The following is a 26725-nucleotide window of genomic DNA, read 5'->3' as shown; positions in this document are numbered from 1 at the left end:
TCTTCACGTCCAAAGACCTTTCGTCCGAAAGGCCTTTTACCTCGGCATCGGATGTCGGGCCTTGTTGTAGGGGGCCCAGTCGGTGATCTCCGGGTAATAGCGGGCCCGCCAGGCGCGGACCTTCGGATTCATCACCCGTTTCCAGACGGGCGGCACCATCGCCGCCATGGCCATCAGCGGGTAGCCGTAGGGCAGCTGCGGCGCCTCGCTCTCATCGTAGGTCTGCAGCAGCGGAAACCGCCGGTCGGGCTTGTAGTGATGGTCCGAGTGGCGCTGGAGGTTGATCATCAGCCAGTTCGTCGCCCGGTGCGAGGCGTTCCACGAATGGCGCGGCAGCACGTGTTCGTAGCGTCCGTCGTCCAGGTGCTTGCGGGTCAGCCCGTAGTGTTCGACGTAGTTCACCACCTCGAGCTGCCAGATCGCGACCCCGGCCTGCACGAGGAACAGCACCGCGCCCAGCCAGCCGCCAAGCGCCAGCGCCAACAGCATCATGCCCGCCTGCAGCGCCCAGTAGCGCCAGAACGGGTTGCTGCGGTGGGTCCAGGGCAGCCCCTTGCGGGCCAGCATGTCGCGCTCCGCCCGGAAGGACGACTGCAGCGATTCCCGCAGCACGCGGGGATAGAAACGGTGGAACCCTTCATTGTAGCGCGCCGTCACTGGGTCGCGCGGAGTGCCGACATAGCGGTGGTGCACCAGCAGGTGTTCGCTGCGGAAATGCGAATAGAGCACCATGGCCAGCAGGATGTCGCCCAGCCAACGTTCGAACCGGTTCCTCTGGTGCAGCAGTTCGTGGCTGTAGACGATTCCCACCGTGCCCGTCATCACGCCCGTGCCGAACATCACGCCGAAGATCTCCCAGCCGTTCAGGTGATCGGCGCGGCTGACATACCAGATCAGCCCGAAGAGTGTCAGGAACTGCACCGGCACCCAGACTTGCGTCAGGAGCTTGTACCAGAAGAGCTGCCTTTCAGTGGTCCCTAGATCGGCGTTCTCCGTGTTCAGTCCGGTCAGGATGTCGATTGCCGAGAACAGATACCACGTCGCGAGAGGCGTGAGCAGGACCCAGAGCCCGCCCTTGATCGCCCCGATCCAGACCAACGGGATCAGCAGGAAGGAGAGGAAGAACGGTAGCGCGGCGGTAAAGCGGGCGACATGCGCGGCGGGGATCATGGGACTGCTCCGGTGTTCGGGACCGTGTATAGTTCTGACGCGACCCTGACCCAAGCACGCATCACCTGCCTTGCGCGAGGTCAAAGGCCTTCCGCATCACCGTTGGCAGATCACTTGGGCTGAAATCCGGCAAGGCGATGAAATCCCCGCGATGTGGCTTTCTGTCCATGGGCACCAAAGCAGTCTTCACCACCAGCCGCAGGTGAAAGTGAGTGAAGGTGTGCCGGGCCTCACCGCCGACCGTCTTCCACTCGGCGCGGATCGGCGGATCTTCGTCCGGCGCGGGGCCTTCGACGTCCAGCCAGTCCGTCCCCGGCCAGCCCAGCATCCCGCCCAGCAGACCCTTGTCGGGACGCGTCTCCAACAGCCACGCGCCATCCACGCGCCGGGCGAGGTAAGCCACTCCTTGCCGCACCGGCTTGCGCTTCTTCGGCGCCTTCTTCGGCAGCTCTGCGGCGGTGCCGTTGGCCCAGGCCGCGCAGGAGGTCCGCCAGGGGCAGAGCCCGCAGGCCGGGCGCTTCGGTGTGCAGATTGTCGCGCCAAGGTCCATGACCGCCTGCGCATAGTCCCCGGGCCGCGCGTTCGGTGTCAGCGCGGCGGCATAGGCGGTCAGGATCGGCTTGGCCGCGGGCAGGGGCGTGTGCTCGTCGTGAAGGCGGGCCATGACCCGCTCGACGTTGCCGTCGACCACCACCCGTGGCACGTCGAAGGCGATGGCGGAGATTGCCGCCGCGGTGTAGGGGCCTACCCCCGGCAGCGTCAGCAGCACGTCGTGATCCGCCGGGAACACCCCGCCGGTTTCCTCCGCGACGACGCGGGCGCATTTCAGCAGGTTCCTGGCGCGGGCGTAGTACCCCAGACCCGCCCAGGCCGCCATGACCTCCGCGTCCGGCGCGGCGGCCAGCGCGTCCACCGTCGGCCAACGCTCCGTGAAGAGACGGAAATAGTCCTTCACCGCCGCGACGGTCGTCTGCTGCAGCATGATCTCCGAAAGCCAGATCCGGTAGGGATCGGGCGCAATGCCCTTTGCGCGCGCGGAAGGCCCCACGCGCCACGGCAGGTCGCGGGCATGGCGGTCGTACCATTGCAGCAGGTCTGCGGCATCGGCGGGGTCACGCAAGGGTGAATACCTCATGAACTTCGGGGCTGGCGCCCGGGGGCGGTGGCCTTAGAATAGCCTCCCGTACGGGGAGTCAATCATGGCGCAACGCAAGTCGACCACATACGGGTTCGCCCGGACCGAGAAGCTGCTTTCGGGCCAGATCCGCAAGGCCTCGGAGACACGCGGTTTTGCCAAGTCCCGCATCCTCACCCACTGGGAGGAGATCGTGGGCGCTGAACTGGCCGGCATGTGCCGCCCCGTCGAAGTGCGCTACGGTCGTGTCCGCTACGATGGGACGACCAACGATTCGCAGGGCGCCAAGCTGGTGATCCTGACCCGCGGCGCCTTCGCCCCGATGCTGGAAATGCGCAAACGCGAGATCCTCGACCGGATCAATGCGGTCTACGGCTACCCGGCGATCCGCCACGTCATCCTGACCCAGACCGCGCCCACCGGCTTTGCCGAGGGGCAGGCGGACTTCCGGCACCGCAAACCGGAGGAGACCGGTCGTACCCCCGATCCGCAAGCGGTGGCGGAAGCCCGGCAAGCGGCGCAGGCCGTGACCGACGAGGGCCTGCGCGCAGCGCTTGAACGTCTGGGGGCAAACGTCATATCGAAGGCAGGGCGGCGCGAGCCCCGCTCTGCGGACTGAACTCAAGAGAGGCAAGACAGATGAACAGGATCCTTTCGGGCGCCCTCGTGGCGCTGGGACTGGCAGCAGGCGGCGCGTGGTACATCACGCAGGGCGCGCAGGGCACCGGCGCGAACATCGCGCTTCCCGGTGCGGCCAACGCGCAGGAAAGCACCGCAGAGGTCGACACATCCACCATCACCGAGATGGTCATGGGCGACCCGGACGCACCGGTCGAGGTCATTGAATACGCCTCGTATACATGCCCGCACTGCGCCAACGCGGCAAAGACCCTGATCCCCGAACTGAAGAAGAACTACGTCGACACCGGCAAGGTGAAGTTCATCTACCGCGAGGTCTACTTCGACAAGTACGGCATGTGGGGGTCGATGATCGCGCGCTGCGGCGGCCCCGAGAAGTTCTTCGGCATCACCGACCTGATCTACAAGGGCCAGGACACCATCCTCGCCCCCGCGCGCGACGGCAACGACGCCGGTGTCGCGGATGAGCTACGAAAGATCGGCCGCATTGCAGGGATCGACAACGAACAGCTCGACGCCTGCCTTGCCGACGGAGACAAGCTGCGCACCCTCCTCGTCTGGTTCCAGGAAAACGCCAAGCGCGACGGCATCGATTCGACACCGTCCTTCATCATCGACGGCGAGAAGTACTCGAACATGAACTACCGGGACTTTTCGAAGATCCTCGACGAGAAGCTCGGCGAATGACGTCGGCACCGCGCGGCCCGCTCGAAGGCCTCAAGGTCGTCGAGCTGGCCCGCATCCTGGCAGGTCCCTTCGCCGGCCAGACGCTGGCCGACATGGGCGCCGACGTCATCAAGGTCGAGGCCGTCGCAGGCGACGACACGCGCCGCTGGGGGCCGCCCTTCATCGACCGCGAAGACGATCGCTCCGCCGCCTACTTCCATTCGTGCAACCGGGGCAAGACATCGGTGGCGGTGGACCTGACGACCGAAGAAGGTCAGGCCCGGGTGCGGGATCTGGTGGCGGATGCCGACATCCTGATCGAGAATTTCAAGGTCGGCGGGCTGGCGAAATACGGTCTCGACTACCCGTCGCTGGCCAAGCTGAACCCGCGTCTCGTCTACTGCTCGATCACCGGTTTCGGGCAGGACGGGCCTTATGCGCACCGTGCGGGCTACGACTACATCATTCAGGGCATGTCGGGCTTCATGTCGATCACCGGCGCGCCGGACGGCGAACCGCAGCGCGCCGGCGTGGCAATCACCGACCTCTTCACAGGGCTCTACAGCGTTTCCGCCATCCTCGCCGCGATCCACCAGCGCGACCGCACCGGGCGCGGTCAGCACATCGACATGGCGCTTCTGGATTGCGCCGTGGCAACCATGGCGAACCAGGCGCTCAACTACCTCTCCACCGGGACCCCGCCGGAACGCACCGGCAATTACCACCCGAACCTCACGCCCTACCAGGTCTTCGAATGCAGTGACGGGCACATCATCATCGCCACCGGCAACGATGCGCAGTTCCGGCGCCTGACCCGTGTGCTCGGCATGGAGGATATCGGTACACAGCCTGAATACATTTCCAACGCCGCCCGCATCGCCCATCGTGCGCAACTGACCGAACGGCTGGAATCCGGCACCCGTCAATTGACGAAGGACGACCTGCTGGCGGCCTGCGAGGCCGAAGGCATTCCCGCCGGCCCGATAAACGACATGGCCGAGGTCTTCGCCGACCCGCAGGTCGTTGCCCGCGGCCTGCGGATCGCCCCCGAAGGCATCCCCGGCGTCCGCTCGCCCTTCCGGTTCTCCGATGCCGATCTCGCGCTCGACCGCGCCGCCCCGCGGCTGCCCAAGGCGGACTGATTCCCTTCATCTTGGCGACAATACCTCGGGGGGGCCCGAAGGGGCGGGGACAGGGCCCCCTCCGCCGTTTCGGTCGGAGAAACGGACACCCGACTTTCCGTAGGGCGGAGATTTACTCCGCCTGCGCGCCGTCACTCCGTATACATCAAGCATACCGTCAGCGTACCGGCGTTGTCGGACAGCCCCGGGTCGGTCTCGTTGATCCGGAACAGCAGCGTGCCGCCGTTCATCCGGAACGGCCCCGTCGAATCGAGGGCTGTCTTGAACGCGGCCCAGGTGCCCTGCCGCGACACGCCGTTCGCCTCTACCCTGTAAAGCAGCGTGCCATGCGCCGCGCCCGGGTCCACACGCCGCGTCCCGCTCTGGGACAGGACCTCCGCCACGGCGCCAAGGTGGCCCGGCGCGCCCACCGGCTCGTGCACGCCGTCCGCAACCGTCCATGCGCCCGTCACCTGGACGTCCTCGACGATCCCTACCGGAAAGATCGCCTGCTGCCAGCCTTCCCTGGCCGAGACATCCTGGCAGACCGGCGCCGCCGCGACGACACCGGGCCATATCAACAACGGCAGAGCCCATAACCTCATAAGCGGGCGCTCAGGACAGGTGATCCACAACGGTCATGCGCTGCGCCAGCTCCTGCACGCCGTCCAGCCAGCGCGTCACCAGCCGCGGGTCGGAGGGTGCCGCGCTCACGCCGGCGGGCACCTCGCGGGCCAGCACCGCCTGCACCGCCCAGCTCACCGGCACCGACACCAGCCGCGCCATGGCCGAGCCGCGCGCGTCGCCCCAGGCGTCCATCACCCATGTCTTGTGGTAGACCGGTCTGCCTTCGCGCTCGGCCTTCAGCGACACGCAGAGCACCACGCGATCCGGCTCGCCCTCGTCGTATCCGTTCTCGGCCAGCAGCTTGTCGGCGATCTCCTGCAGGCGCGCGTCCGAGGCCGCCGGCGCCTCGGCGAAGATGTCCTTCCACGCCTCCGCCCAGCCGTTCAGCCGCAGCGTGCCGCGCACGAAGTCCTTCACCTTCCAGTCGCCGCCAAAGCCGTACTCCGCCATGAACGGCAGCGAGTCGCGGTTGGGGTAGACCTCGAAGCTTTCCGGTGGGTCGAGCGGCGCGTCGTAGCGTGTCAGCGCGTCCCAGGGGTGCGCCACCTCCAGCGTTTCATGGTGCCGGATGGACCGTGAAGGCGAGCGCAGGGCCTTCAGCACGCCAACCGGCGCCCAGGAGAACTTGTACCGGAAGGCGTTGGGCACCTTCGGCACACCGCCGCAGTAGGAGGTGAAGGAGACCGCGTTCTCCTTGTCGAACGCGGGCGAAGCCTTGTAGTCGGCCACCAGCCAGTGCGCCATCAGGTGGTCGATGCCGGGGTCGAGGCCGACCTCGTTCACCAGCCGCGCGTCCGCCGCCCGCGCCTTCGACTCCAGCGCTCGCATCTCGGGCGAGATGTAGGAGGACGAGACAAACTGCGCGCCCGCCTCCAGCGCCATCTCGGCCAGCGGCACGTGCCAGTCCGCGGGGAGCATGGAGACCACCACGTCGCCCGGCTCCAGCGCGCCCTTCAGAGCATCGGGGGTAAAGGCGCGGACCTCCACGTCCCTGTCGCCGACCGCCGTGCGCGCCTTGTCCACCGTGCGGTTCCAGACCGTCATCGGCACGCCCTCGTCGATCAGCCGCCGCAGTCCCGGGACCGTCGACAGCCCCGTTCCGATCCAGTGTACCGTCATTCCGTGGCCTCCTTCAGATGTGTTTCGAATGTCGTATGTGCCTGCCCCCAGACGCCCGCGTCGATCCGGTCGAGTGTCAGCAGGTGCGGCAGAAGCTGCGCCGCGAAGTCCAGCGAGGATTCCAGCGGCAGGAGAGAGGGGAGGTTGTCGATCGCCATCACGTCCAGCGGCGGCGCGTCGTGCACCCGGACCACCGGCGACTCCCAGCTTGTCACCGCGTCGTAGACAGGCACGGGGTTGTAGTCGCTCGACGGATCGCAGGCGATGTCGCCGATCACGCCCAGGCGGCGCGCCCGACCGCCTGCGTCCGGCGGCACGAAGACCGGCACGCCCGGCATGGCGAGGATGCAGTTGAAGAAGATTTCATGCTCCAGCACTTCGGGGAAGGGGCCGCCGTGTGCGGTCTCGGCCATGTCCCAGCCGGTCACCGGTATGCCCATCTGTTCGCACAACTTCTGCGCGCCCGACCCCACACGCCCCAGCGCGCCGATCACGAGGGCGCGGGCCTGAGGGGCGTCGGCCAGCGCCGCGCGAACCTCGTCCTGAAGGGCGTCGGCGTCCTTCCACGTGCCGACAGGGCCGCAGACCGTGCCGCGCGCCTGCGCCGCCCAGGCCAGTGCGCTGACCGCAGCCCCGGCGTAGCCCGCCCAGAACCCGAAGGCCGCGACCCGCCGGTTGTCCTTGTCGACGAGATATTCGAGATCGTAGAGCGCGCCGCCTCCTTCGCCGAAACGGCGCAGGAAGCCATCCCAGCCGGACTGCCGCTTGAAGGCATGGCCGAACATGATGTGCCGGTGGCGCAGGGCCATGCCATCGTCCGGGAGTTCCTTCAGGCCGAAAACGATGGCGTCGGCCGGCGCGTCGGGCCATGACCCCTCGGGTGCGACATCGGCACCTGCGGCTGTGAAGCTGTCCAGTGGCAGCACGCGGTGGGGGCTTTCCTCCACTGTCACGGCGATGCCCTTTGCGCGCAGGGCCTTCACCCCATCGGGCGTCAGGCCGACGCGCTCTTCGTTGGGGCGGCTCTCGGAGCGGATCCAGAGGTGGGTCAAGCGCGTGTCTCCCGTGTTCTTCGTGTCCGCGCAGGGAAGCGTCCCCCGCGCCGGGGTTCAAGCGGAAAGCGCCGATTTCGGAGCGCGAACCGTCTAGAGGTGGCTGCGCGCGAACAGGCGGTCCGGCGTATCCAGATGCGGCAGCGCGTTGAACTGCGTCAGCGCCAGCCCGCTCGGCAGCGGCTGGATACGGTGCAGCGAGGTATTCTCGATCGCGAGGCAGGCATGGGCCATGGCCGTCAGGTCCAGCCGCATCACGATCCGCATCGCCATGCCGATCAGCCCACCGGAGGTGACGATCAGAGCGCGTCCCTCACCCTCGGCGATCTCTGTCAGTGCCGCGCGGACGCGGGCTTCGAAGGCGGCGAAGGTTTCCGGCGCATCCTCGATCCGATCTTCCTGCCAGAGTCCGAACATCTTCGGCAGGTGCGAGACAAAGGCCTCCCGGTCCACCGGCATCATCAGGCCGTGCTGCGACTCGACCAGTGTGGCGAGGTCGAAATAGGACAGCTCGTTCAGGCGCGGGTCGCGGATCGGCCCTTCGAGACAGTCGGGCGCGATGGCCTCGGCGGTTTCGACATGCCGGCGCAGGGTGCCGGTGTAGACCCGCGCGAACTTCTCTCCGGTGGAGCGGAACCAGCCGCCCAGCCATTCCGCCTGTTGCCAGCCAAGCTCGCTCAGGCGGTCATATTCCAATTCGTCCCGCGCGGCGGAATTGGCCTGGCCGTGGCGGACAAGGGTGACATGCGACATGGGACGTCCTTTCCAATACTCACGCGCGCCTTACGCCGCCGCGCACCGGAGGGAAAGGTTCTTCGGGCCGTCACCTGGGCGGAGAGACGGTGATCGCCGGATCGTAGGTGTACACGTTCACCTGAACGTCGCCGGACGGATCAGGCGCGTAATGCGCCACGCTTTCGGAGGTCTCCCAGCGCATCACCCGGCCGTTTTGGGGGTGGACGAAAACGGTGTTCAGGGCGCCGAACCAAGCCCCGGCGGATTCGGGCGTCGGGTCGGTCTTCGTGAAATAGACGAACTTCTCCAGTGTCGTGCCATCGACGTCCGCCATGCCGGGGCAGTCGGTGCGGTCGAGGTTCTTCACGTTCTGCGCCATTTGCGCGCGGATGAATCCTTCGTGGTCGTCGGGGATCAGGTTCGGGGCCTTCGTCCACGGTCCGTCGGGAGACGCCCCCATCCAGCTGTCGGACCCGTCGAGCAGAACCTGTTGCCCGCCCTGCATCCCGCCCACGGTCTTGAGCGGTGTCTCGTAGCGCGCCTCGTAGATCCACCGGACGTTTCCGGCGGCGTCGTAGGTCGTGCCGACAAAGCTGTGCGGCGGCCGTGCGAACGGGTCCAGCGGGCCGCCATCGAACATGGCGGCGATCCGGTCGCGGCACGCGTCGGCAAGCGCCGGGACGGGCGCGGCAAGGGCGAGGCAGGCGAAAAGCGGAAGCAAATGTCTCATGGTGAAAATCCGGTCAGTCAATCAAACAAGGCAAATCCTAGACCGCGTCGGGGCGGATTGCCAAGCTGACGCACTGGCATCTTCGGCCAAAAGGTCCTAAATCTTGCTGAAAGTGAACGGAGACCCGCATTGAACCAGGATACCGCAGGCCGCATCACCCGAGAGGGCATCCGCATCCATGACGCTGCGGACTTTGCCGGCATGCATGCGGCGGGCAAGGTCGCGGCCCAGATCCTCGACGAGGTCGCGGACAAGGTGGATGTCGGCGCAACCACCGGCGAGATCGACGATTTCATCACCCGCCGCGTGACGGAGCTGGGCACCACCTCGGCCACCATCGGCTACAAGGGTTACCAGCATGCGTCCTGCATCTCGGTCAATCACGTGGTCTGCCACGGCATTCCCGGCGACAAGAAGCTGAAGGACGGCGACATCCTGAACATCGATGTGACGGTGATCCTGGATGGCTGGTTCGGCGACAGTTCACGGATGTATGTCGCCGGCAAGCTGCCCCGCAAGGCGGAGCGGCTGATCGAGGTCACGCACGACGCCCTGATGCACGGGATCGAGGCGGTGAAACCCGGCAACACCTTCGGTGACATCGGCCACGCCATCCAGACCTTTGTGGAAGGGCACCGCATGTCGGTGGTGCGCGACTTCTGCGGCCACGGGCTGGGCCGGGTGTTCCATGCGCCCCCGAACGTTCTGCACTACGGTCGACCGGGTTCGGGACCGCGGCTTGAAGAAGGCATGTTCTTCACCATCGAGCCGATGGTGAACCTGGGCCGACCGGAAACCAAGGTGCTGGGCGACGACTGGACCGCTGTGACGCGCGACAAGTCGTTGTCGGCGCAGTTCGAGCATTCGGTGGGCGTGACCTCGGACGGGGTCGAGATCTTTACCCTCTCTCCCGCGGGCCGGTTCCACCCGACCTACTGACACCTGAACCGTTCGCGTGCGGTCTGGTCAGCCAAATTGCCCGGGCCGGACCTTTGGCGGTTCTGCAGGAGCGCCTCCGCGCAATCAACCGAGCGTGAGGGTTTCCGCATTCAGTCGCTGGTGCAGCCACGGATCGTGGCTTGCAACGACAAGGGCCATTCCCTCTTCCACCAGTTTGGCCAGCAGGTCGGCCACCATGGCGCGCGAGACCGTGTCGAGCGCGCTTGTCGGCTCGTCGGCGACCAACAGACGGGGCTGCGCGGCAACGGCGCGGGCAATGGCGATCCGCTGACACTGACCAAGCGAGAATTCGGAAGGGCGGGCATTGATGTCGGCGCGGTCCAGCCCGACCTTGCAAAGCAGGTCGCGCGCGATTGCCTTGCGGTCCTCGGTGCGGATGCGCCTGGTGACGGACGCAGGTTCGCTGATCGTCCGCCAAACCGGCCAGAACGGGTTGAGGCTGGCGGCCGGGTTCTGAAAGACGGGCATGATCGCACCGGCACGGCTGAGTTCGGGGGCACGCCAAACCTGTCCCGTATCGGGCGTATCGAGCCCGGCCAGCGTGCGCAGCACGGTCGACTTGCCCGATCCGGACGGGCCGGCGAGCCCGATGCAGGCCCCGGCACGAACCTCGAAGCTGAGCGGGCCGATGGTCCGGGGGGCTCCGGCGTAGCTGCGTGTGACGTCCTTGCAGGCCACCAGAACCTCGCCCGGCGGCTGCGGCCGCATGACCGGAGGAGAGCTCACCGCGCCGGCCAGCCGGCGTGTCGCCACATGCCGTGCCCCATCGTCGAGCGCGGATACAGGCACGTCGTCGACGATCCGTCCCTCGTGCAGGATTGCGGCCCGGTCCGCGTGGCGGCGCACGAGTTCGAGATCGTGGCTGATGAGCAGGATCGCCGAGCCGCTCGCGCGTAACGTCGCCAGGATCTCTTCGGCGCGGTGGGCGTCCAGCGCGCTTGTCGGCTCGTCCGCCACAAGAAGCGTCGGCACATGGGCGGTGGCGGCCACGATGCAGGCACGTTGCAGCATCCCTCCGCTCCAGCAATGCGGGGCCTTCGTCGCAAAGTGTGGCGCGTCGTCTATCCCCGTGGCCGTCAGGCGCTTGGCGATGCAATCGCGGGCGGGCCTGAGGCCACGGCTTCGCCAGGCTTCGCCCACGTGGTGCCCGACGGTGCGCAGCGGATCGCAGGCCGAATAGGGGTCCTGTGCAACGTAGCCGACAAGGGTGCCCCGCAGGCGGGTGAGTTCGTCCTCGCTGGCAGAGATGAGGTCGTGCCCCAACAGGGAAAGCCGCCCTGAAACCCGGGTCCCGGGCCTGTGAAGCCCGAGGACCGCCTGTGCAATCGTCGACTTGCCGGAGCCGGACTCGCCGACCAGCGCAAGGCATTCGCCCGCTTTCAGGGAAAAGCTGACACCGGTGACCGTGGGGCCGGTTCCGTAGGACACGGTGAGGTTGCGGCAGTCGAGGACCGGAGTCATCGCCGCCCGTCCACAGAGAGCACGTCGCGTAGGCCGTTGCTGATCAGGTTCGCGGACAGGACCGAGAGGAAGATCAGGACAGCGGGTCCCCACAACAGCCATGGCGCGACCGCGAAGAACAGGCGCGCCCCCGACAGCATCGCCCCCCATTCCGCCCGGGGCGGCTGCACGCCGAGGCCAAGGAACGAAAGGCCCGAAATCGCGCCCACCATACCGCCCAACGCAAGCGAGGCGACGACGCCGAGATGCAGCGCGATCCCCGGCAGGATGTGGCGGGTCACGATCCGCCAGCCCGGCACACCGGCCATGCGCGCGGCGATCACGTCGGGCCTGTTCCCGCTGCCGATGGCCATCGAGCGCGCCAGCCGGGCATACCAGGCCCAGTCCGCGACGATCAGCGCGATCAGCAGGTTGACGAAACCGGGTCCGAGCACGCCGATCACGGCGAAGGCGAGGACAAGTCCGGGCAGGCTCATCATCACGTCGGCGACACGCATCATCACCGTGTCGACCGGTCCTCCGGCCAGTCCCGAGACCGTGCCATAGACAAGACCGATGGCAAACACCCCGCCCAGCACCGTCAACGCCGCGCCCAGAGTCCGGTGCGCGCCGTCCATCAGCCGGGACAGCAGGTCGCGCCCGGTGTCGTCGGTGCCAAGCAGGTGTGTCGTGCCGGGACCCTGCAAAGCCACGGCGTAGTCGGGCCAGTCGGGTTCATGGGGTGTCCAGACCATGCCGATCAGCGCGAAAGCCAGCAGCAGACCGCCAAGGATAAGCCCCGCACGCCCGCTGCGGTGCCGCCACAACCGGGGAAGCAGCCTACGGGTCGGCGTAGTGTCGGGCGGACGGGCGCGCGCCACGCCTAGACGGGGCCAGATCGCGCTCATGCCCGGGCCGCGCGCAGTCGGGGGTCTATGGCGATGGCGGCCAGGTCGATCAGCAGGCTGGAGACGACGTACAGACCGGCCGAGACAAGCACGAAGGCCTGGATCACCGGAAAGTCCCGCGCTGTCAGCGCCGCCAGCGTGTAGCTGCCAAGGCCGGGCCAGGTGAACAGCTCCTCGATGATCGGCGAACCGCCCAGCAGTGCCCCGATGGACACGCCGATGGCTGTCAGGAAAGGCAGGGCCGCGTTGGGTAGGGCGTGGATCAGCAGGGTGCGCCGTGATCGTGCGCCACGGGCGCGGGACACCTGGGCGTAGCCGCTGTTCATGGCGTCGATCAGCGAGGCCCGCAAAAGCTGCGTCCACCCCGCCGCGCGGTCGACGCCGATGATCAACGCGGGCAGGATGGCCATGCCGAGCGTGCCGCCCGACAGCACCCGGCCCACACCGGCACCCACGACGACGTATTGCAGCGCCAGAAGGCCGAACAGAAACGTCGGCAATGCCGCACCGACCTGCGTGTAGGCACGGATGAGCCTGTCCGGCCAGCGATCCCGGAATGCCGCCGAGATCAGCGCGAGGGCCAGCGCCACCAAAACGGAGACGGCCAGTGCAAGGCCCAGCAAGGTGAGGGTCGCCGGAAGGCGTCGAGCGATCTCGTCCGAGACCGGCTGGCCGGTCCGCCACGACACGCCGAGATCGCCCTGCACCACGCGCCCAAGCCAGGCCGCGTATCGTACCGGGAACGGCCGGTCGAGGCCCATGTCCTCGCGCAGGTCGGCGATCTCGGCGGGGGTGGGTTCATGTTCCGGCGCCTGCGATTTCAGGATCCGGTACGCCGGGTCGCCCGGCGCAAGCGGCAGCATCGCCCAGACCAGCAGGCTGGCGGCAAGCGCGGTCAGCGCGGCCTGGGCAAGGCGTCGAAGGGCGACCCGGATCACGTCACCGCACCGCGTCGGGCGCGGTCTGCCAGCCGATATGCCGCCAGGCGACACCGGGCTCGTAGGTCGACCAGGCGTCCGACACCAGCGCCCGCGGGCGCAGCATGGTCACGTTGAACACGTAGGGATCGTCTTCGACCAGGATGCCCTGAATCTCGCGCAGGATCTCGTTTCTTGCGGTCTTGTCCACCTCCACGGCAAGCGCCGCGATCAGGTCGTCCATGCGGGCGTTGGAATACCCCGCATAGTTCCGGTTGCCGTCCGAGGCCAGATAGCGGGCGAGAAAACCCTGCACCGCGCCGACGGTGGCCGACCCGTTGCCCAGCAGCGCCATGTCCCAGTCGATCGAACCGGAGGTTATCGCCTCGTTGACGTCGTCCACCGACAGTATTTCGGTGCCGACACCAAGCGCGCGCAGATAGGCCTGCAGCGCGTTCGACAGGGGCACGAGGTCGGGCTGTTGCGGGTAGATCACCAATTTGACCGTCAGGGGGGCGCCGTCCTTCGTCCGGATGTCGCCGTCCAGGGTCCAGCCAGCCTCGTCGAGCAGGCGCGCGGCCTCTTCGGGGTCGTGTTCGTAGTTCGCCACGGCCCAGGGGAAGGCCGTGGAATACAGCCCCTCTGCTTCTGCCGTGGCGCCCCGGAACACCGCATCGGACACCTCGGCATAGTCGATGGACTTCATCAGGGCGCGCCGGACGGCGACGTCCGCAAGCGGCCCCTCTTCGGTGTTCATGAAGGCCGCATAGCCGCCGGTGGACAGGTCGCCCAAGGCGAGGTTCACGTTCGGCGTGGCGTCGTAGACCGGCTTGGCCGAGATCTGCGGATAAAGCGCGATATCCCCTTCGCCGTTCTGGATCGCCAGCACCCGGGCATTGAGGTCGGTCACGAAGGTGACGGTAACACCCGGCATGGCCGGCGTACCACGCCAGTAGTTTTCGTTGCGGGTGGCGGTCAGGGCCGCGTCAGTCAGGTCGGTCACCTCGTAGGGGCCCGTATAGATACCGGCATGTTCCAGCGCCTCCCAGTCCCCGTTCGCGGCCTCCACGGCATCGAGATCGTAGATCAGGAAATAGCTTTCGTGGGCCAGCACGTTCGGGAACTCGGGCAGCGGCACCGGTGTCTTCACGGTGATTTCCAGCGGGCCAGTGACGTCGAAGGTCGTTTCTGGCGGCACGACGCCTTGCAGCGACGCCTTGTTCGCCAGCCGGAAGTCCATCAGCCGCTTCACCGCATCCGCGTCCAGTTGGCGGCCGTTCTGGAACGTCACCCCCTTGTTGAGCGTGATAACCCAGGTCAGGTCGTCCACCTGTTCCAGACTTTCGGCCAGCCAGGGCGCCACGGAGCCATCACGCTGGAATTCCATCAGCAACTCGGCCACGCCGAATTCCTGGAACCAGAAACCCTCGGACTCGGGGTCCATGCTGTCGATCTGGAACGACGTAATCACGCGGATCGGCTGATCGGCCTCCTGCGCCGGGGCGGGCTGGCCAAAAGTAAGGGCGGCGAGGGCCAGCGTGGTCGCAAGGTGTCTCATGATATGGTGCTCCTGTGGGGCGTCGTGTGTTGACTGGGCTGGCTGAGCCGGGCGGTGTGGATGTGCAGGTCAGGCAGTCCGCGCCCCGCGCAAAGCACCTCACGCACGAGGCGTCGGGCTGCCGCGCGGTCCGGTACGTGGAACCAGTCGCCTAGCGGGTAGACCGCGACGACGGGCCCCTTGTTGCAGGGAAAGATGCAGCCGGTGGTCGTCGTCAGGCAGCGCTTCGCGATGCCCGCCTCGGCGCATTCGGCCTTGAGGACATGGCTGAGACTCGCGGCATCGCGCATCTGGCAACGCGGCCCGGTGCAGACCAGCAGATGAAAGTCGAAATCGGGAGGGGTGTCCCAGCCGGGCTTGCCGAGCGCGGGTTTCACATTTTCGACCGACGTCGAAGGCGCGGCAAGCAGGTCGCGCAGCATCTCGGTGGGGCCGGCATCCATGCGGGATGGCTCTGGGCCGAGTGTCACGCCGATGGCCGCATTGACCGGTCGTAGAGACCAGTCGGCCAGAACGCCGGGAAGCCAGGCCAGAAGGCTCTCTGGAAACGGCAGTCCGATGGGTTGCAGCCGGATCGCGCGGGCGCCGCCGCGCCGCATCTCGTCCAGCGCCTCGAACAGGCTCCGGCCCATGTCTTCTAGGCGGATGAGCATGTGGGGGCGTTCCGTCGCCGCGGCGCAGATCGCCTCCAGTCGGTGGAAACCGCCTGCGCTCAGGTTGGCCGACGAACAGGCAAAGAGAACCCATTCCACGGGCGGACCCTCAAAGCGGCCCGCGCCGCAACCGTCGTCGTGTCGTCTCAGGGGAATTATCCGTGCATCTGCCATGGTGCCCTCCGCACAAATGCGGGGCGGGCAGACCAGCGATGACATCGGGCACAAAGAGCCGTCCAAACATAGCACATCTCCTGCCGGACACCCCGCCCGGTTAAAAGTGACTGCGGCGCGGAGCGCGCCGGAGATGGCAGGTCTCCTGACTTGCGGGTCAACGCTTTCCCGAACCTTCCCGAGCCGCCTACCGGCCCAGTGGTGTTCTCAGGATCGCTCTCCGCTCACAGTTGCGGGGGCAGTCGCGGATTCGGCACCTTGCGGACATCCTCACCGTGTTCCCTTTTCATCCCGGTTGGCTTGCTGGCGTTCCGGGAACCATCGCGGATCGTTAAGCACGGATACGGCTTGTCCGTCAATCTCCGGGCGCGATAAAATGAGTGTCGACTTCCCGCGAAGAGTGTATGCGCGTTGATCCGTCGGCGCCGGCAACGATACCCAAGGGCGCGTGGCCGAACACCGTCCCGGATCGCAAACAACCCGGACGCGGTGCATCGCCAAAGCCGTCCAGATGCGCTCGATCGCGACGTGCGCACGACGGAACGTCATCCGCCCGGAATGCAGCGCAGCAGGAACCCTTCCACCGCCGGGGCGTTTTCCGGGTGGAGGAACCGCCATGTCATTCAGAAAGAATTACGTCACCAAGCCGATTTTGAAGTGGGCGAGGGGGGCGATGCCGTCGCTGTCCTCGACAGAGGCCGAAGCCGTCTATTCCGGAGACGTCCACTTCGAGGCGGAACTGTTCTCCGGCAATCCGGACTGGACGATGCTGCGCAGCATGAAGGCGCCCGCCCTTACCGACGAGGAGCGGGATTTCATCGACGGGCCATGCCGGACCTTCTGCGACATGATCGACGTCTGGGATATCGACAGGCGCACCGGCGATCTGCCCCGCGAGGCGTGGACCTATCTGCGCGACGAAGGCTTTTTCGGCATGATCATCCCGAAGGAGCACGGCGGACTCGGTTTCTCTGCCTATGCCCATTCGGAAGTCGTGCGCTACATCGCGGGGCATTCCGTCGTGGCGGCGGTGACGGTCATGGTGCCCAATTCGCTCGGTCCCGGTGAACTGATCCTGCAATTCGGCACCGACGCGCAAAAACGGCACTGGCTGCCACGCCTCGCGCGCGGCGAAGAACTGCCCGCCTTCGGGCTCACCTCCGAAGACGCCGGATCGGACGCGTCGGCCATGACGGACGAAGGCGTCGTCTGCAAGGGGCAGTGGAATGGCGAAGAGGTGCTTGGCATCCGCATGACATGGGCCAAGCGCTACATCACGTTGTCGCCGGTCGCCACGGTGCTGGGTCTTGCCCTGAAGCTGCGCGACCCGGACCACCTGCTGGGCGAGGTCGATGACATAGGGATCACATGCACGCTCGTTCCGACGGATTTGCCGGGGGTGGAGACCGGCCGCAGGCACCTGCCCTCGGGGACCATGTTCATGAACGGGCCGACCACCGGCAAGGACGTCTTCGTGCCGCTCGACCATATCATCGGCGGGCCGGACTATGCGGGGCGCGGATGGATGATGCTGATGAGTGCGCTGGCCGCCGGGCGCGGAATCTCACTGCCATCGCTGTCGGCCGCAGCGGCAGCCATGTCCGCGCACAGCACCGGCGCCTATTCCCGCATCCGCAAACAGTTCAATCTGCCCATCGGGTTGTTCGGCGGCGTGCAGGAGCCCATGGCCCGCATCGCTTCCAACGCCTACACGATCGATGCGGGCCGCCGCCTGACGACGGCGGCGTTGGACGACGGGTACAAGCTGGCCGTGATATCCGCGATCATGAAGTATCACGCCACGACCCGGATGCGTGAAACGATCAACGATGCCATGGATGTGCATTCAGGCAAGGCGGTCATCGACGGTCCGTTGAACTATCTCCAGTCGCACTATCGCGCCATTCCCATCGGGATCACGGTCGAGGGCGCGAACATCGTGACCCGCAACCTGATCATCTTCGGGCAAGGGGCCATCAGGGCCCATCCGCATCTGCTGGACGAAATCGAAGCGATACAGGAGCCGGACCCGGACAAATCGCTCGACTCCTTCGACACCCATTTCTGGGCGCACGTCGGACACTCCCTCCGAACGGTCTGTCGCGCGGGATGGTCGGCTTGGACCGGGCGTGGCAAGGCCCCCGACGATGCAGGCAAGGCGACACCGTTCTATCGGCGCCTGTCGCGCTGGTCTGCGGCATTTGCCCTGACGGCGGACATGGCGTTCCTGACGCTGGGGGGCGGTCTGAAGCGGCGCGAGATGATCTCGGCCCGGCTGGGGGATGCGCTGTCGGAGATGTATCTCGTGGCTGCCGTGCTGAAGCGTTGGGAAGACGACGGGCGTCACGACGCCGACCTGCCCTTGGTGCGCCATGCCACCGAAACGAGTTTCGCCCGGATCGGTCGCGCGCTCGACGAGGTGATCGCCAACATGCCCGCACGCTGGGTCGGCTGGCTGCTGCGGCCCATCCTACGTCCCGGTGCCCATGCGCGGGGTCCCTCGGATCAGGTGATCGAGGAGGTCGCCAAGCTGATCTACGAGCCATCGGACACCCGCAGCCGTCTGGTCGGCCACTACTACGCGCCCAAGCCCGACAGTGGTCTGGGCCTGCTCGATACGGCGTACAAGCTGGTGCTGGAAGCGGCCCCTCTGGAAAAGCGTCTGCGCGATGTGCGCAAAACCCCGCAGGAAGGGCTGGACGCAGGACTGCTCTCTGAGGCCGAATATGCCCAGCTGCAGAGAATGCAGGAGGCTGTGCAGAAGGTTGTCGCCGTGGACGACTACACGCCGGAAGAGCTGGCGGATCTCTACCCCGAAATGACCCCACCGACCGACTGGAAGGAGGCCGCCGAATGAGCCGCCCCGTATACATCGTCGACGGCGCGCGCACGCCTTTCCTCAAGGCCCGTGGTCGCCCTGGCCCGTTCACCCCCGTAGACCTCGCCGTGCAGGCCGGGCGACCTCTCTTGTTGCGGCAACCGTTCGAACCCACGGCCTTCGACCTCGTGATCCTTGGCTGTGTCAACGTCATTCAGGACGAGATGAACCCGGCCCGGGTGGCGGCAATCAGACTTGGCATGGGAGAGAACCAAGTCGCGTTCACGGTGCAGATCAACTGTGGGTCCGGCATGCAGAGCATCGACACGGCCTATCGCTATATCCGCGAGGGCAGTCATGAAATGATCCTTGCCGGCGGCACGGAGGCGCTCAGCCATGCGCCGCTGGTCTATAACCGCGACGCGACCGAATGGTTCGGCGAGATGGCCCGGGCACGGGGGCCGCTGGACAAGGCGAAAGCCATCGCAGACGTCCGGCCGGAATTCTTTTCGCCCGTGATCGGGTTGGAGCGCGGGCTGACCGATCCCATCACGGCGCTCAACATGGGACAGACCGCAGAAGTGCTGGCCCACCGCTTCGGTATCGATCGCAAGATGGCGGATACCTATGCCGATGAAAGCCACCATCGCCTTGCCGCCGCGCAGGAGGAAGGACGGCTCAGGGGCGAGGTGCTGCCGGTCTTCGACCGGGACGGCAATGTACACGAGGTGGACGACGGTGTGCGGCCCAATTCTTCGATCGACAAGCTGGCAAAGCTGGACCCTGCCTTCGAAAAGCCGTTCGGCAAGGTAACGCCCGGAAATTCGAGCCAGATCACGGACGGGGCGTCATGGGTCATCCTCGCCTCGGAAACCGCCGTGGAGGCCCATGGCCTGACCCCGCTGGCCCGCATCGTCGATACGCAATGGGCGGCGCTCGACCCGCGCATCATGGGGCTGGGTCCGGTCCTGTCCTCGACACCGCTGGCGCAGCGTCACGGCCTCTCGGTCGACGATGTCGACCTTTGGGAGATCAACGAGGCCTTCGCCGCGCAGGTGCTTGCCTGTCTGGCGGCCTGGCAGGACGACTCATTCTGCCGCGACATACTGGGTTACGACACCGCCTTTGGCCGGATCGACCGGGGGCGCCTGAACGTCGACGGCGGGGCCATCAGCCTCGGCCATCCGGTCGGCACCAGCGGAAACCGCATCGTGCTGCACCTCGCCAATGCGCTGAAGGCGCGCGGGGGCAGGCGGGGAATTGCAACGGAATGCATCGGCGGCGGTCTGGGCGGCGCCATGCTTTTGGAGGCTGCGTGATGACCTTGTTCAACGAGATCGACCCCGATGACGCCCCCGGCGCCACCCGCCCCCCCGAAACGGAGAACTGGCGTCGCGCCGAGACCGACGGGCTGCTGACCCTCTGGCTCGACTGCCCGGGCACCAGCACCAACACGATCTCCGAAACGGTGTTGCGTGAGTTGGACGTCTTGCTGGACGACGCGAAACAGGCGCAGCCCCGCGGAGTGGCGCTGCGCTCCGCCAAACGCGGCGGGTTCGCCGCCGGGGCCGATATCGACGGCTTTGCCGACCTGCGCGGTCAGGGCGCGACAGAGATGCTGCAGCAGGGGCACGATGTGCTGGACAAGCTGGCCGCCTTGCCGGTTCCGACCATTGCCGTCATTCACGGCGCAACGCTTGGTGGCGGTCTCGAACTCGCGCTTGCCTGCGATTACCGCATCGGCGTCGAGGGGGTGAAGGTCGGCTTTCCGGAGATACAGCTTGGACTTCACCCGGGTCTCGGCGGAACGGTGCGCTTGACGCAACTTATCGACCCGGTGGAAGCCATGCAGATGATGCTCACCGGGCGCAGCGCACACGACCGGAAAGCCAGACGACTGGGGATTCTGGACGCGCTTGTGCCGGAGCGACATGTCGAAGCGGCCATGGATGCCGCCGCGAATGGCAAGCTGAGCCACGACGGCGGCGGCTTGCGGGCAAGCGCCCTGCGCACCCGCGCCGCGCGAAGCCTGGCAGCCAACAGGATGCGCGCGGAGGCCGAGAAGACGGCGCCGAACGCGCATTTCCCTGCCCCCTTCGCGCTGATCGAATTGTGGGAGCGCCATGGCGGCGATCCATCCGCCATGCAGCAGGCGGAGGTGCGGTCCTTCTGCGATTTGCTCGACAGTGCAACGGCGCAGAACCTGATCCGCGTGTTTTTCCTGCGGCGGCGGCTGAAGTCCGGTGCGACCGGGCCTGACGGGATAGACCATGTGCACGTCATCGGGGCAGGGGCGATGGGGGCGGAGATTGCTGCTTGGGCCGCGATCCAGGGGCGGCGTGTCACCATCGAAGACGTGGCTCTTGCGCCGTTGGGCGAAACCGTCCGCCGCGCCACCGAAATCTGCGGCAAAAGGCATCTCGGCGGGATCGAAACGCGCGATGCGCTCGACCGCCTCATGCCCGATCCGGACCGGCTGGGCCGGGCCCGCGCCGATCTGATCATCGAGGCCGCGCCGGAAAAGATGGAGGTGAAGGAGAAGATCTACGGCGAACTTGCGGACCAGATGAAACCCGGCGCCATTCTGGCCACCAATACGTCTAGCCTGCCGCTGTCGTCGCTGGTGACTGCCGCTCCGGTGCCCGGTCACTTTGCCGGGCTGCATTTCTTCAATCCGGTCAGCAAGATGCCACTGGTCGAGGTGGTGTCTCACGATCTTGCATCCGCCGATACGCTGGACCGCCTTGCCCGGTTTGCCAACGGGATCGACAGGCTGCCCGCGCGGGTGAAGGATTATCCCGGCTTCCTCGTGAACCGCGTCCTGGCACCCTACATGATGGAGGCGCTCGCGATGCTCGACGAGGGGCACGACAAGGAGGCGCTGGACCGTGCGGCCCTCGCCTTCGGCATGCCGATGGGACCGGTAACGCTGGCCGATTCCGTGGGTTTGGATATCTGCCTCGAAGTGGCGCTATCCCTGCGCGAGGGGCTGGATGTGCCCGTGGCCGAGACGCCGGGGTGGTTGCAGGACATGGTGGACAAGGGGCACACCGGACGAAAGGCGGGACGCGGTCTCTATGACTACGAAACCGAGAAGCCGCCCAAAGTCCCGGCAGACGACCCGGACCAGAACGTGATCGACCGGCTGATCCTTCCGATGTGCAACGCCGCGGTGGAGTGCCTGCGCAAGGGGATTGCCGAGGATGCGGACACCGTCGATGGCGCGCTGATCTTCGGCACCGGTTGGGCCCCGTTCCGCGGAGGTCCGCTGCATTATGCCCGTGTCCGCAGGGATGTGCCGGACGTGTTGACGAAACTCGCGGCGCAACACGGACCGCGATTTGCGCCCGATCCGGGCTGGGACGATTTTGGCTGACCGCACCACAGCCGAGGCCATCGCCGACGAGATCTTGGATCGGACCGGTGGCGACATCAGGCTTGCCTTGCCGCTTGGGCTGGGCAAGCCTGTCACGCTGGTCAATGCGTTGATCCGGGCCGTCGCTGCGCGTCCGGATGCCCGCCTGTCCATCCTGACGGCGTTGACACTGGAACGTCCGCCCATGAAGGACGAGATGACGCGACGCTTTCTGGGACCTGCGGCAGACCGTCTGTTCGGCCAATACCCCGAACCGGCTTACGCGGCCATGCTGCGGGAAGGGACCCTGCCGCCAAACGTCGAAGTGGCCGAGTTCTTCCTGCTTGCCGGGCGATGGATTGGCGTACCGGCCATGCAGCGCCGGTACATCCCGGCGAACTACACCCATGCATACGACGTTCTTGCCGCCTGGCGCCCCAACGTGTTGATGCAGCTTCTGGCCCCCATGGGATCGGACTACAGCCTGTCTTGCAACACCGATATCTCGTCGGATCTGTTGCGTGATCGCCGCGCAGGCCGCCAGAGCTTCCTTGTGGTCGGCGAAACCAACGCCAACCTTCCCGCGATGTCCGGGCCCGATGCGACGTTGCCGCGGGCAGAGGTGGACCTGTGCCTCGACCCCGGTCCGAATTTCGAGCTATTCTCGGTGGTCAAGCGTCCGGTCGGGCTGACGGAACACGCCATCGGCCTGCATGTCGCCCGCACCGTGCGGGACGGTGGAACACTGCAAGTCGGGATCGGCACCATCGGGGATGCCGTGGCGCACGCGCTGATGCTGCGGCAGTCCGGCGCTTTCGCCGGGGTAGACCGGTCCAACCCCTTCAGGGACGACACATTCGGGGAAACGGGGCCGTTCGATGCGGGGCTCTATGCCGTGACCGAAATGCTTGTCGACGGGCTCGTGAGGCTGTTCGAAGCGGGCGTGATCCGCCGAGAAGTCTGTGGCGCGGCCATCCATGCAGGTTTTTTCGTGGATTGCCGGGATCTATATGAGCGGTTGTGCGCGATGCCCCCGGAACGACGCGACAAGATCCGCATGATGCCCGTGTCTTTCACCAATCAGCTATACGGCGACGAAGAGACGAAACGTGCCGCCCGCGTCGATGCCCGGTTCATCAATTCCGCGATGAAGGCCACGCTTCTGGGCGGTGTGGTCAGCGACATCACCGCGAATGCGCAGGAAGTCAGTGGCATCGGAGGCCAGTTCAACTTCGTGGATCAGGCTTTTGCGCTGAACGGCGCGCGCTCTATCCTGACCCTGCCGGCGACCCGGACAAAGAACGGACGGACGGTCTCCAATATCGTGTGGGCACATCCGCACGAAAGCGTCCCGCGCGCCTATCGGGACATCATCGTGACCGAGTACGGCATCGCCGACCTCCGGGGTCAACCGGACGAGGTGGCCATTGCGCGCATGCTCTGCGTGACCGACGCCCGCTTTCAACCCACCCTGCTGGCCAAGGCCAAAGAAGCCGGGAAGGTCGCGTCCGATTTCGAGCTACCGGACCACGCGGCCAACAACACACCCGAGACCCTGCGCGCCTGGCTGAAGCCGATGAACCTGCCGGAGTTCCCCTTCGGCAGCGATTTCGACGATCTCGAACGGCGGCTCTTGCCAGCGCTCTCCATCTTGTCTGGCGCGCAGGGGAACCGCCTTGCCGTGGCGCGGCTGATGCTGTCCGGACTCGGGGGCAAGCTGCCGGATGACCTTGCCGGGCGCCTGGACCTCGACCCGCCCTCGGGATTGCGCGAACGGGCCCTCCGACTGGCGCTGACGGGCGCCCTGAGGACCGCGTCGGACAACCGGCAGTGACACACGGTCCGGCGCGCAACTGTCCGTTGCGCCGTGCCTGTTGTCCGCGCCTACAGGAAGACCGTCACCGTCACCGGCACAAGGGCCACGACCACCAGCACCAGCAACATCACCGCGATGAACGGCAACGTGGCGGCGAAGATCTGTTCGACGGACACGTTCGGATCGTTCAGCGTGTTGTGCACCGTGAACACAGATATGCCGAAGGGCGGTGTAAGCAGTCCGATCTCGACCGCGATGACCGTCACGATTCCGAAGTGCATCAGGTCCAGCCCCATGTTCTGCGCGATGGGGGCGGCGATGGGCACCATGATCAGCAGGATCGACGTGCTGTCGAGGATCATCCCCATCAGCAAGATGATCGCCGCGTAGAAGAAGATGAACCCGAGCGGTCCGAACCCGGAGTCCGACACAAGCCCCGCGATGGCGTTGGGCAGCCCCGCGATGGCCAGCATCCGGGAATAGAACGAGGCCGCGATCAGAAGCAGCAGGATCGACACGGAGATCACCCCGGTCTGCTTCATCACCTGCCACAGCTTGTGCCGGTCGAGGCTGCGGCGGGAAAGCGCGACCACGAGCGCGCCGAAGGCCCCGACGCCGCCGGCCTCGGTTGGGGTGAAAAACCCGGTGTAAAGCCCGCCCAGCACGAGGATCACCAGCAGGATGATGGGGATCATCTTACGGATCATCTCGCCCAGTGGCATCGGCGTGATATCGCGGTCGAGCCTGCGGGCGCGGGTGCTCTCGGGATCGATCAGCACGAAGGTCGGCGCGACGATGGTCAGGCCGATCAGCATCACGACGAACCCGCCCGCCAACAGCAGGCCGGGGATGATGCCCGCGATGAACATGCCGCCGATGGAGACCTCTGCCAGCACGCCGTAGATGATCAGCAAAAGGCTGGGCGGGATCAGCATCCCCAGAACCGAAGAGCCTGCGACGGTGCCTGCCGAAAAGGCCGGACGGTAGCCGTGGCGCGTCATTTCCGGCACGGCGACGCGGGTAAACACCGCCGCCGAGGCGATGGAGACGCCGGTGACGGCGGCAAAGACGGTATTGGCGGCGACGGTGGCGATGCCCAGCCCGCAGATCATGCGGCGCAGCAATTCCTCCGCCACGGCGAAGGTGTCCCGCCCGACGTTCGAGACGCTGACCAGAAGCCCCATCAGCACGAACAGCGGTATGGTGGCAAAGAGGTAGTCCGCGATGCCGGAATAAGCGGTCAGCTCCAGCATACGGAAGGCCAGGCCGAGGTTGTCGCGGATGATCCAGATGCCGACGAAGGCGACGGAGAACAGCGCGTAGGCGATCTGCATCCCCAGAAGGACAAGCGCGATCAGGACGGCGATCAGGATGAAGCCGATGGTCAGGGTGGTCATTGCGCGGCCTTCATCGTCTCGAATTCCCGTGTGACCCGGTAGAGGGCGGCAAGGGTTGCGGTTGCGGCGCCCAGCACGGTGATCCCGCGGAAGGGCCACGTGGGGATCGTCCATACCCCCTGGACACCGAAGAACTCGGCAGTGGTCCAGGCGGAACCGAACTTCGGCCAGGACGCCCAGACGATCAGCGCGAACACGACCGCGCCGGTGATGCAGAACAGGATCTCGAGCACGGACACCGCGGCGGGCGAGGCGCGCCCGATCCGCCGGACAAGGAAATCCGCACGGGTGAGGCGGCGTTGCAGGATCGCGGCGGGCACCTGCAGGAACACGATTGCGACGACGGTGCGGGCGGCGATCTCCGACACGCCGGTGATCGGCATGTCGAGCAGGTTGCGCCCGATCACATCCGCCACGATCAGCAGCATCAGTGCCCCGATGGAGGCCGTGCCGACCGCCGACATCGCCGCCGCGACACCGCCGAGCGCCGCGCCGAAAGGGGCTTCGGCAAAGGCCGGCACAAACTGGTCTTGGGTATCGGCGGAGCTGTCGTCGCTCATGAATGCCTGCCTTTGCGGTAGGGGTCAGCCCGACCTTCCGGGATCGGGCTGACAGGGGTCAATGCAGTCTTGCGTGGCAGGCTCAGAGCCCTTCGGCCCAGTTCCGGGTCGGGGTCGCGCCCCGTTCGGCCAGCGCATCGAAGTAAGCCTTGAGCACGGTCTTGCCCGCGTCGCCGGTCTGTTCCAGCCACGGCTCGACGATGTTCGGCAGGCCGTTGACCCACTTCGCTTTCTCTTCTTCGGGCAGTTGGTGGACCGTCAGACCCGCGGCCTGCATTTCGTCCATTGCGCGCGCGGCAAGGTCGGCCACGTAGTCGCCATGCGCCACCGAGGTCGCCTTTGCCGCCTCGCGGAAGGCCTCCTGCACCGGGGCTGGCAGGCCTTCGAAGAAGTCCTTGTTCGCCGCGATCCCGCCGAAGTACATCGACCCGATGCCGACACGGGTCAGCTCGGGGGCGACCTCGTAGACGCGCGTGGGAAGGATGCCCGATGCGAAGGACAGGGTGCCCTCGGTCACGCCGGTCTGGATGTTGGTGTAGTAGGTGGTCAGCGCGCCATCGACCGGTGTCGCCCCTGTGTCCCTAAGCCAGTTGGCCGAGGTGCCCGGCGCGTTCAGCTTGCGGTTCTGCAGGTCTTCCATCGTGTTGACCGGGAAGGTCGCGTAGATGTCGTAGCTGTCGGTGATCAGCGAGGACAGGTGGACCATCCCGTTCTCCGCCCACGAGTCCTTCAGCTCGGGCAGGTTCTCTGACAGGTCGTCGAAGATCTCGATGATCATGCGGTGGTCTTCGGTGGCGAAGGGCGTGAAGTAGGTCACGTTCTGGAGCGGCATGTTCGCGCCTTCCCAGACCGTGCCGACCATGCCCACGTCGACGATGCCATCCATCACCGCCTCACGTGTGTCGGTGAATTTGTAGAGCGTGCCGGCGTAATTCTCGACCCAGTCGATCTGATACTCGTTGCCGTTCTCGGCGAGGATGCGGTTCACCTCCGGCTGGAAGGTGTTCTTCATCGCGTAGACCCAGATGTTGGCCTCCGGGTGCGACGAGCCGATGTTGACCGTGATGCTCTGCTGCGCCATCGCGGCGCCGCCCATCAGCACGGCCATTGCGGTCGTGGTCGCCAGTTTCATGAAAGTCATGGTTGTTCCTCCCTGGTGCGGGGCGCGCTCCCGT

The 26725-nt window shown here is 66.3% G+C and carries 23 protein-coding genes and 1 riboswitch; of the genes, 8 read left to right on the top strand and 15 right to left on the bottom strand.

Annotated elements, in window-relative coordinates; genetic code table 11:
• Positions 1-36 precede the first annotated feature (36 nt).
• Together ABFK29_RS19575 and mutY are read right to left on the bottom strand one after the other, a co-directional pair.
• A complete protein-coding gene (locus tag ABFK29_RS19575) occupies positions 37-1170 on the bottom strand; it encodes an alkane 1-monooxygenase (RefSeq protein ID WP_005859981.1) in 1134 nt (377 codons plus the stop codon).
• Between the two features lie 61 nt (positions 1171-1231).
• On the bottom strand, positions 1232-2290 hold the full coding sequence (gene mutY / locus ABFK29_RS19570) for an A/G-specific adenine glycosylase (protein ID WP_005859979.1): 1059 nt from the start codon (positions 2288-2290) through the stop codon (positions 1232-1234).
• Between the two features lie 79 nt (positions 2291-2369).
• On the opposite strand from mutY, the gene ABFK29_RS19565 reads away from it, so the two are divergent.
• Genes ABFK29_RS19565 through ABFK29_RS19555 form a run of 3 tightly spaced genes read left to right on the top strand, consistent with a single transcriptional unit; the run spans position 2370 to position 4752 of the window.
• Complete coding sequence (locus ABFK29_RS19565; protein WP_005859977.1) at positions 2370-2924, top strand: DUF721 domain-containing protein; 555 nt, start codon at positions 2370-2372, stop codon at positions 2922-2924.
• A gap of 20 nt (positions 2925-2944) precedes the next feature.
• Complete coding sequence (locus ABFK29_RS19560; RefSeq protein WP_005859975.1) at positions 2945-3631, top strand: DsbA family protein; 687 nt, start codon at positions 2945-2947, stop codon at positions 3629-3631.
• Positions 3628-4752, top strand: a complete 1125-nt coding sequence (locus ABFK29_RS19555; RefSeq protein WP_005859974.1) for a CaiB/BaiF CoA transferase family protein — start codon at positions 3628-3630, stop codon at positions 4750-4752. The genes ABFK29_RS19560 and ABFK29_RS19555 overlap by 4 nt, the downstream gene beginning before the upstream one ends.
• 131 nt (positions 4753-4883) lie before the next feature.
• Here the strand turns inward: ABFK29_RS19555 and ABFK29_RS19550 are convergent, their stop codons facing one another.
• The 5 genes from ABFK29_RS19550 to ABFK29_RS19530 all read right to left on the bottom strand — a co-directional run bounded on the left by ABFK29_RS19550 (position 4884) and on the right by ABFK29_RS19530 (position 8994).
• Positions 4884-5336, bottom strand: coding sequence for a hypothetical protein (locus ABFK29_RS19550; RefSeq protein WP_157136519.1), 453 nt, complete (start codon positions 5334-5336; stop codon positions 4884-4886).
• Between the two features lie 10 nt (positions 5337-5346).
• Positions 5347-6477, bottom strand: coding sequence for a saccharopine dehydrogenase family protein (locus ABFK29_RS19545; RefSeq protein WP_005859970.1), 1131 nt, complete (start codon positions 6475-6477; stop codon positions 5347-5349).
• Positions 6474-7529: a saccharopine dehydrogenase gene (locus tag ABFK29_RS19540; protein ID WP_005859968.1), complete on the bottom strand. Its 1056-nt coding sequence runs from the start codon at positions 7527-7529 to the stop codon at positions 6474-6476. Before ABFK29_RS19540 ends, ABFK29_RS19545 begins: the two co-directional genes overlap by 4 nt.
• Positions 7530-7622: 93 nt before the next feature.
• On the bottom strand, positions 7623-8282 hold the full coding sequence (locus ABFK29_RS19535; RefSeq protein ID WP_005859966.1) for a histidine phosphatase family protein: 660 nt from the start codon (positions 8280-8282) through the stop codon (positions 7623-7625).
• A gap of 70 nt (positions 8283-8352) precedes the next feature.
• Positions 8353-8994: a hypothetical protein gene (locus ABFK29_RS19530; RefSeq protein WP_040604684.1), complete on the bottom strand. Its 642-nt coding sequence runs from the start codon at positions 8992-8994 to the stop codon at positions 8353-8355.
• 129 nt (positions 8995-9123) lie between these two features.
• Between ABFK29_RS19530 and map the strand changes: the two genes are divergently transcribed.
• Positions 9124-9933: a type I methionyl aminopeptidase gene (map, locus tag ABFK29_RS19525; protein ID WP_005859962.1), complete on the top strand. Its 810-nt coding sequence runs from the start codon at positions 9124-9126 to the stop codon at positions 9931-9933.
• 84 nt (positions 9934-10017) lie between these two features.
• On the opposite strand, the gene ABFK29_RS19520 is transcribed toward map, so the two are convergent.
• From ABFK29_RS19520 to ABFK29_RS19500, 5 genes are read right to left on the bottom strand one after another with little or no spacing between them, the layout of a single operon-like run.
• Entirely contained in the window at positions 10018-11415 is a 1398-nt protein-coding gene (locus ABFK29_RS19520; RefSeq protein WP_005859960.1) for an ABC transporter ATP-binding protein, read from the bottom strand.
• Complete coding sequence (locus ABFK29_RS19515; RefSeq protein ID WP_083803460.1) at positions 11412-12302, bottom strand: ABC transporter permease; 891 nt, start codon at positions 12300-12302, stop codon at positions 11412-11414. Before ABFK29_RS19515 ends, ABFK29_RS19520 begins: the two co-directional genes overlap by 4 nt.
• Positions 12299-13240 (bottom strand): ABC transporter permease, encoded by a 942-nt coding sequence (locus ABFK29_RS19510; protein ID WP_005859956.1) that lies wholly within the window; start codon positions 13238-13240, stop codon positions 12299-12301. Before ABFK29_RS19510 ends, ABFK29_RS19515 begins: the two co-directional genes overlap by 4 nt.
• Before the next feature lies 1 nt (position 13241).
• On the bottom strand, positions 13242-14777 hold the full coding sequence (locus tag ABFK29_RS19505) for an ABC transporter substrate-binding protein (RefSeq protein ID WP_005859954.1): 1536 nt from the start codon (positions 14775-14777) through the stop codon (positions 13242-13244).
• Complete coding sequence (locus ABFK29_RS19500; protein ID WP_083803464.1) at positions 14774-15604, bottom strand: (2Fe-2S) ferredoxin domain-containing protein; 831 nt, start codon at positions 15602-15604, stop codon at positions 14774-14776. Before ABFK29_RS19500 ends, ABFK29_RS19505 begins: the two co-directional genes overlap by 4 nt.
• Positions 15605-15722: 118 nt before the next feature.
• Positions 15723-15942, bottom strand: a riboswitch (cobalamin riboswitch).
• A 278-nt stretch (positions 15943-16220) separates the two neighbouring features.
• Here ABFK29_RS19500 and ABFK29_RS19495 point away from each other — a divergent pair.
• From ABFK29_RS19495 to ABFK29_RS19480, 4 genes are read left to right on the top strand one after another with little or no spacing between them, the layout of a single operon-like run.
• Complete coding sequence (locus ABFK29_RS19495; protein WP_040604683.1) at positions 16221-18461, top strand: acyl-CoA dehydrogenase; 2241 nt, start codon at positions 16221-16223, stop codon at positions 18459-18461.
• Positions 18458-19741 carry an acetyl-CoA C-acetyltransferase gene (locus ABFK29_RS19490; RefSeq protein WP_005859948.1) on the top strand — a complete coding sequence of 428 codons (1284 nt, stop codon included), beginning with the start codon at positions 18458-18460 and terminating at the stop codon, positions 19739-19741. The genes ABFK29_RS19495 and ABFK29_RS19490 overlap by 4 nt, the downstream gene beginning before the upstream one ends.
• Entirely contained in the window at positions 19741-21798 is a 2058-nt protein-coding gene (locus ABFK29_RS19485) for a 3-hydroxyacyl-CoA dehydrogenase NAD-binding domain-containing protein (RefSeq protein WP_005859946.1), read from the top strand. The genes ABFK29_RS19490 and ABFK29_RS19485 overlap by 1 nt, the downstream gene beginning before the upstream one ends.
• Positions 21791-23611, top strand: a complete 1821-nt coding sequence (locus tag ABFK29_RS19480) for an acetyl-CoA hydrolase/transferase C-terminal domain-containing protein (RefSeq protein ID WP_005859944.1) — start codon at positions 21791-21793, stop codon at positions 23609-23611. Before ABFK29_RS19485 ends, ABFK29_RS19480 begins: the two co-directional genes overlap by 8 nt.
• 50 nt (positions 23612-23661) lie before the next feature.
• Here ABFK29_RS19480 and ABFK29_RS19475 read toward each other — a convergent pair whose 3' ends face one another.
• From ABFK29_RS19475 to ABFK29_RS19465, 3 genes are all read right to left on the bottom strand, one after another.
• On the bottom strand, positions 23662-24990 hold the full coding sequence (locus tag ABFK29_RS19475; protein ID WP_005859942.1) for a TRAP transporter large permease: 1329 nt from the start codon (positions 24988-24990) through the stop codon (positions 23662-23664).
• Positions 24987-25550, bottom strand: a complete 564-nt coding sequence (locus tag ABFK29_RS19470) for a TRAP transporter small permease subunit (RefSeq protein ID WP_005859940.1) — start codon at positions 25548-25550, stop codon at positions 24987-24989. Before ABFK29_RS19470 ends, ABFK29_RS19475 begins: the two co-directional genes overlap by 4 nt.
• A gap of 82 nt (positions 25551-25632) precedes the next feature.
• Positions 25633-26691 (bottom strand): C4-dicarboxylate TRAP transporter substrate-binding protein, encoded by a 1059-nt coding sequence (locus tag ABFK29_RS19465; RefSeq protein ID WP_157136517.1) that lies wholly within the window; start codon positions 26689-26691, stop codon positions 25633-25635.
• Between the last annotated feature and the right edge of the window lie 34 nt (positions 26692-26725).

This window comes from Sagittula stellata E-37 (assembly GCF_039724765.1).
Lineage (GTDB): Bacteria > Pseudomonadota > Alphaproteobacteria > Rhodobacterales > Rhodobacteraceae > Sagittula > Sagittula stellata.
The sequence above is the reverse complement of the archived record's forward strand: the minus strand, read 5'-3'. Positions and strand labels throughout refer to the sequence as shown.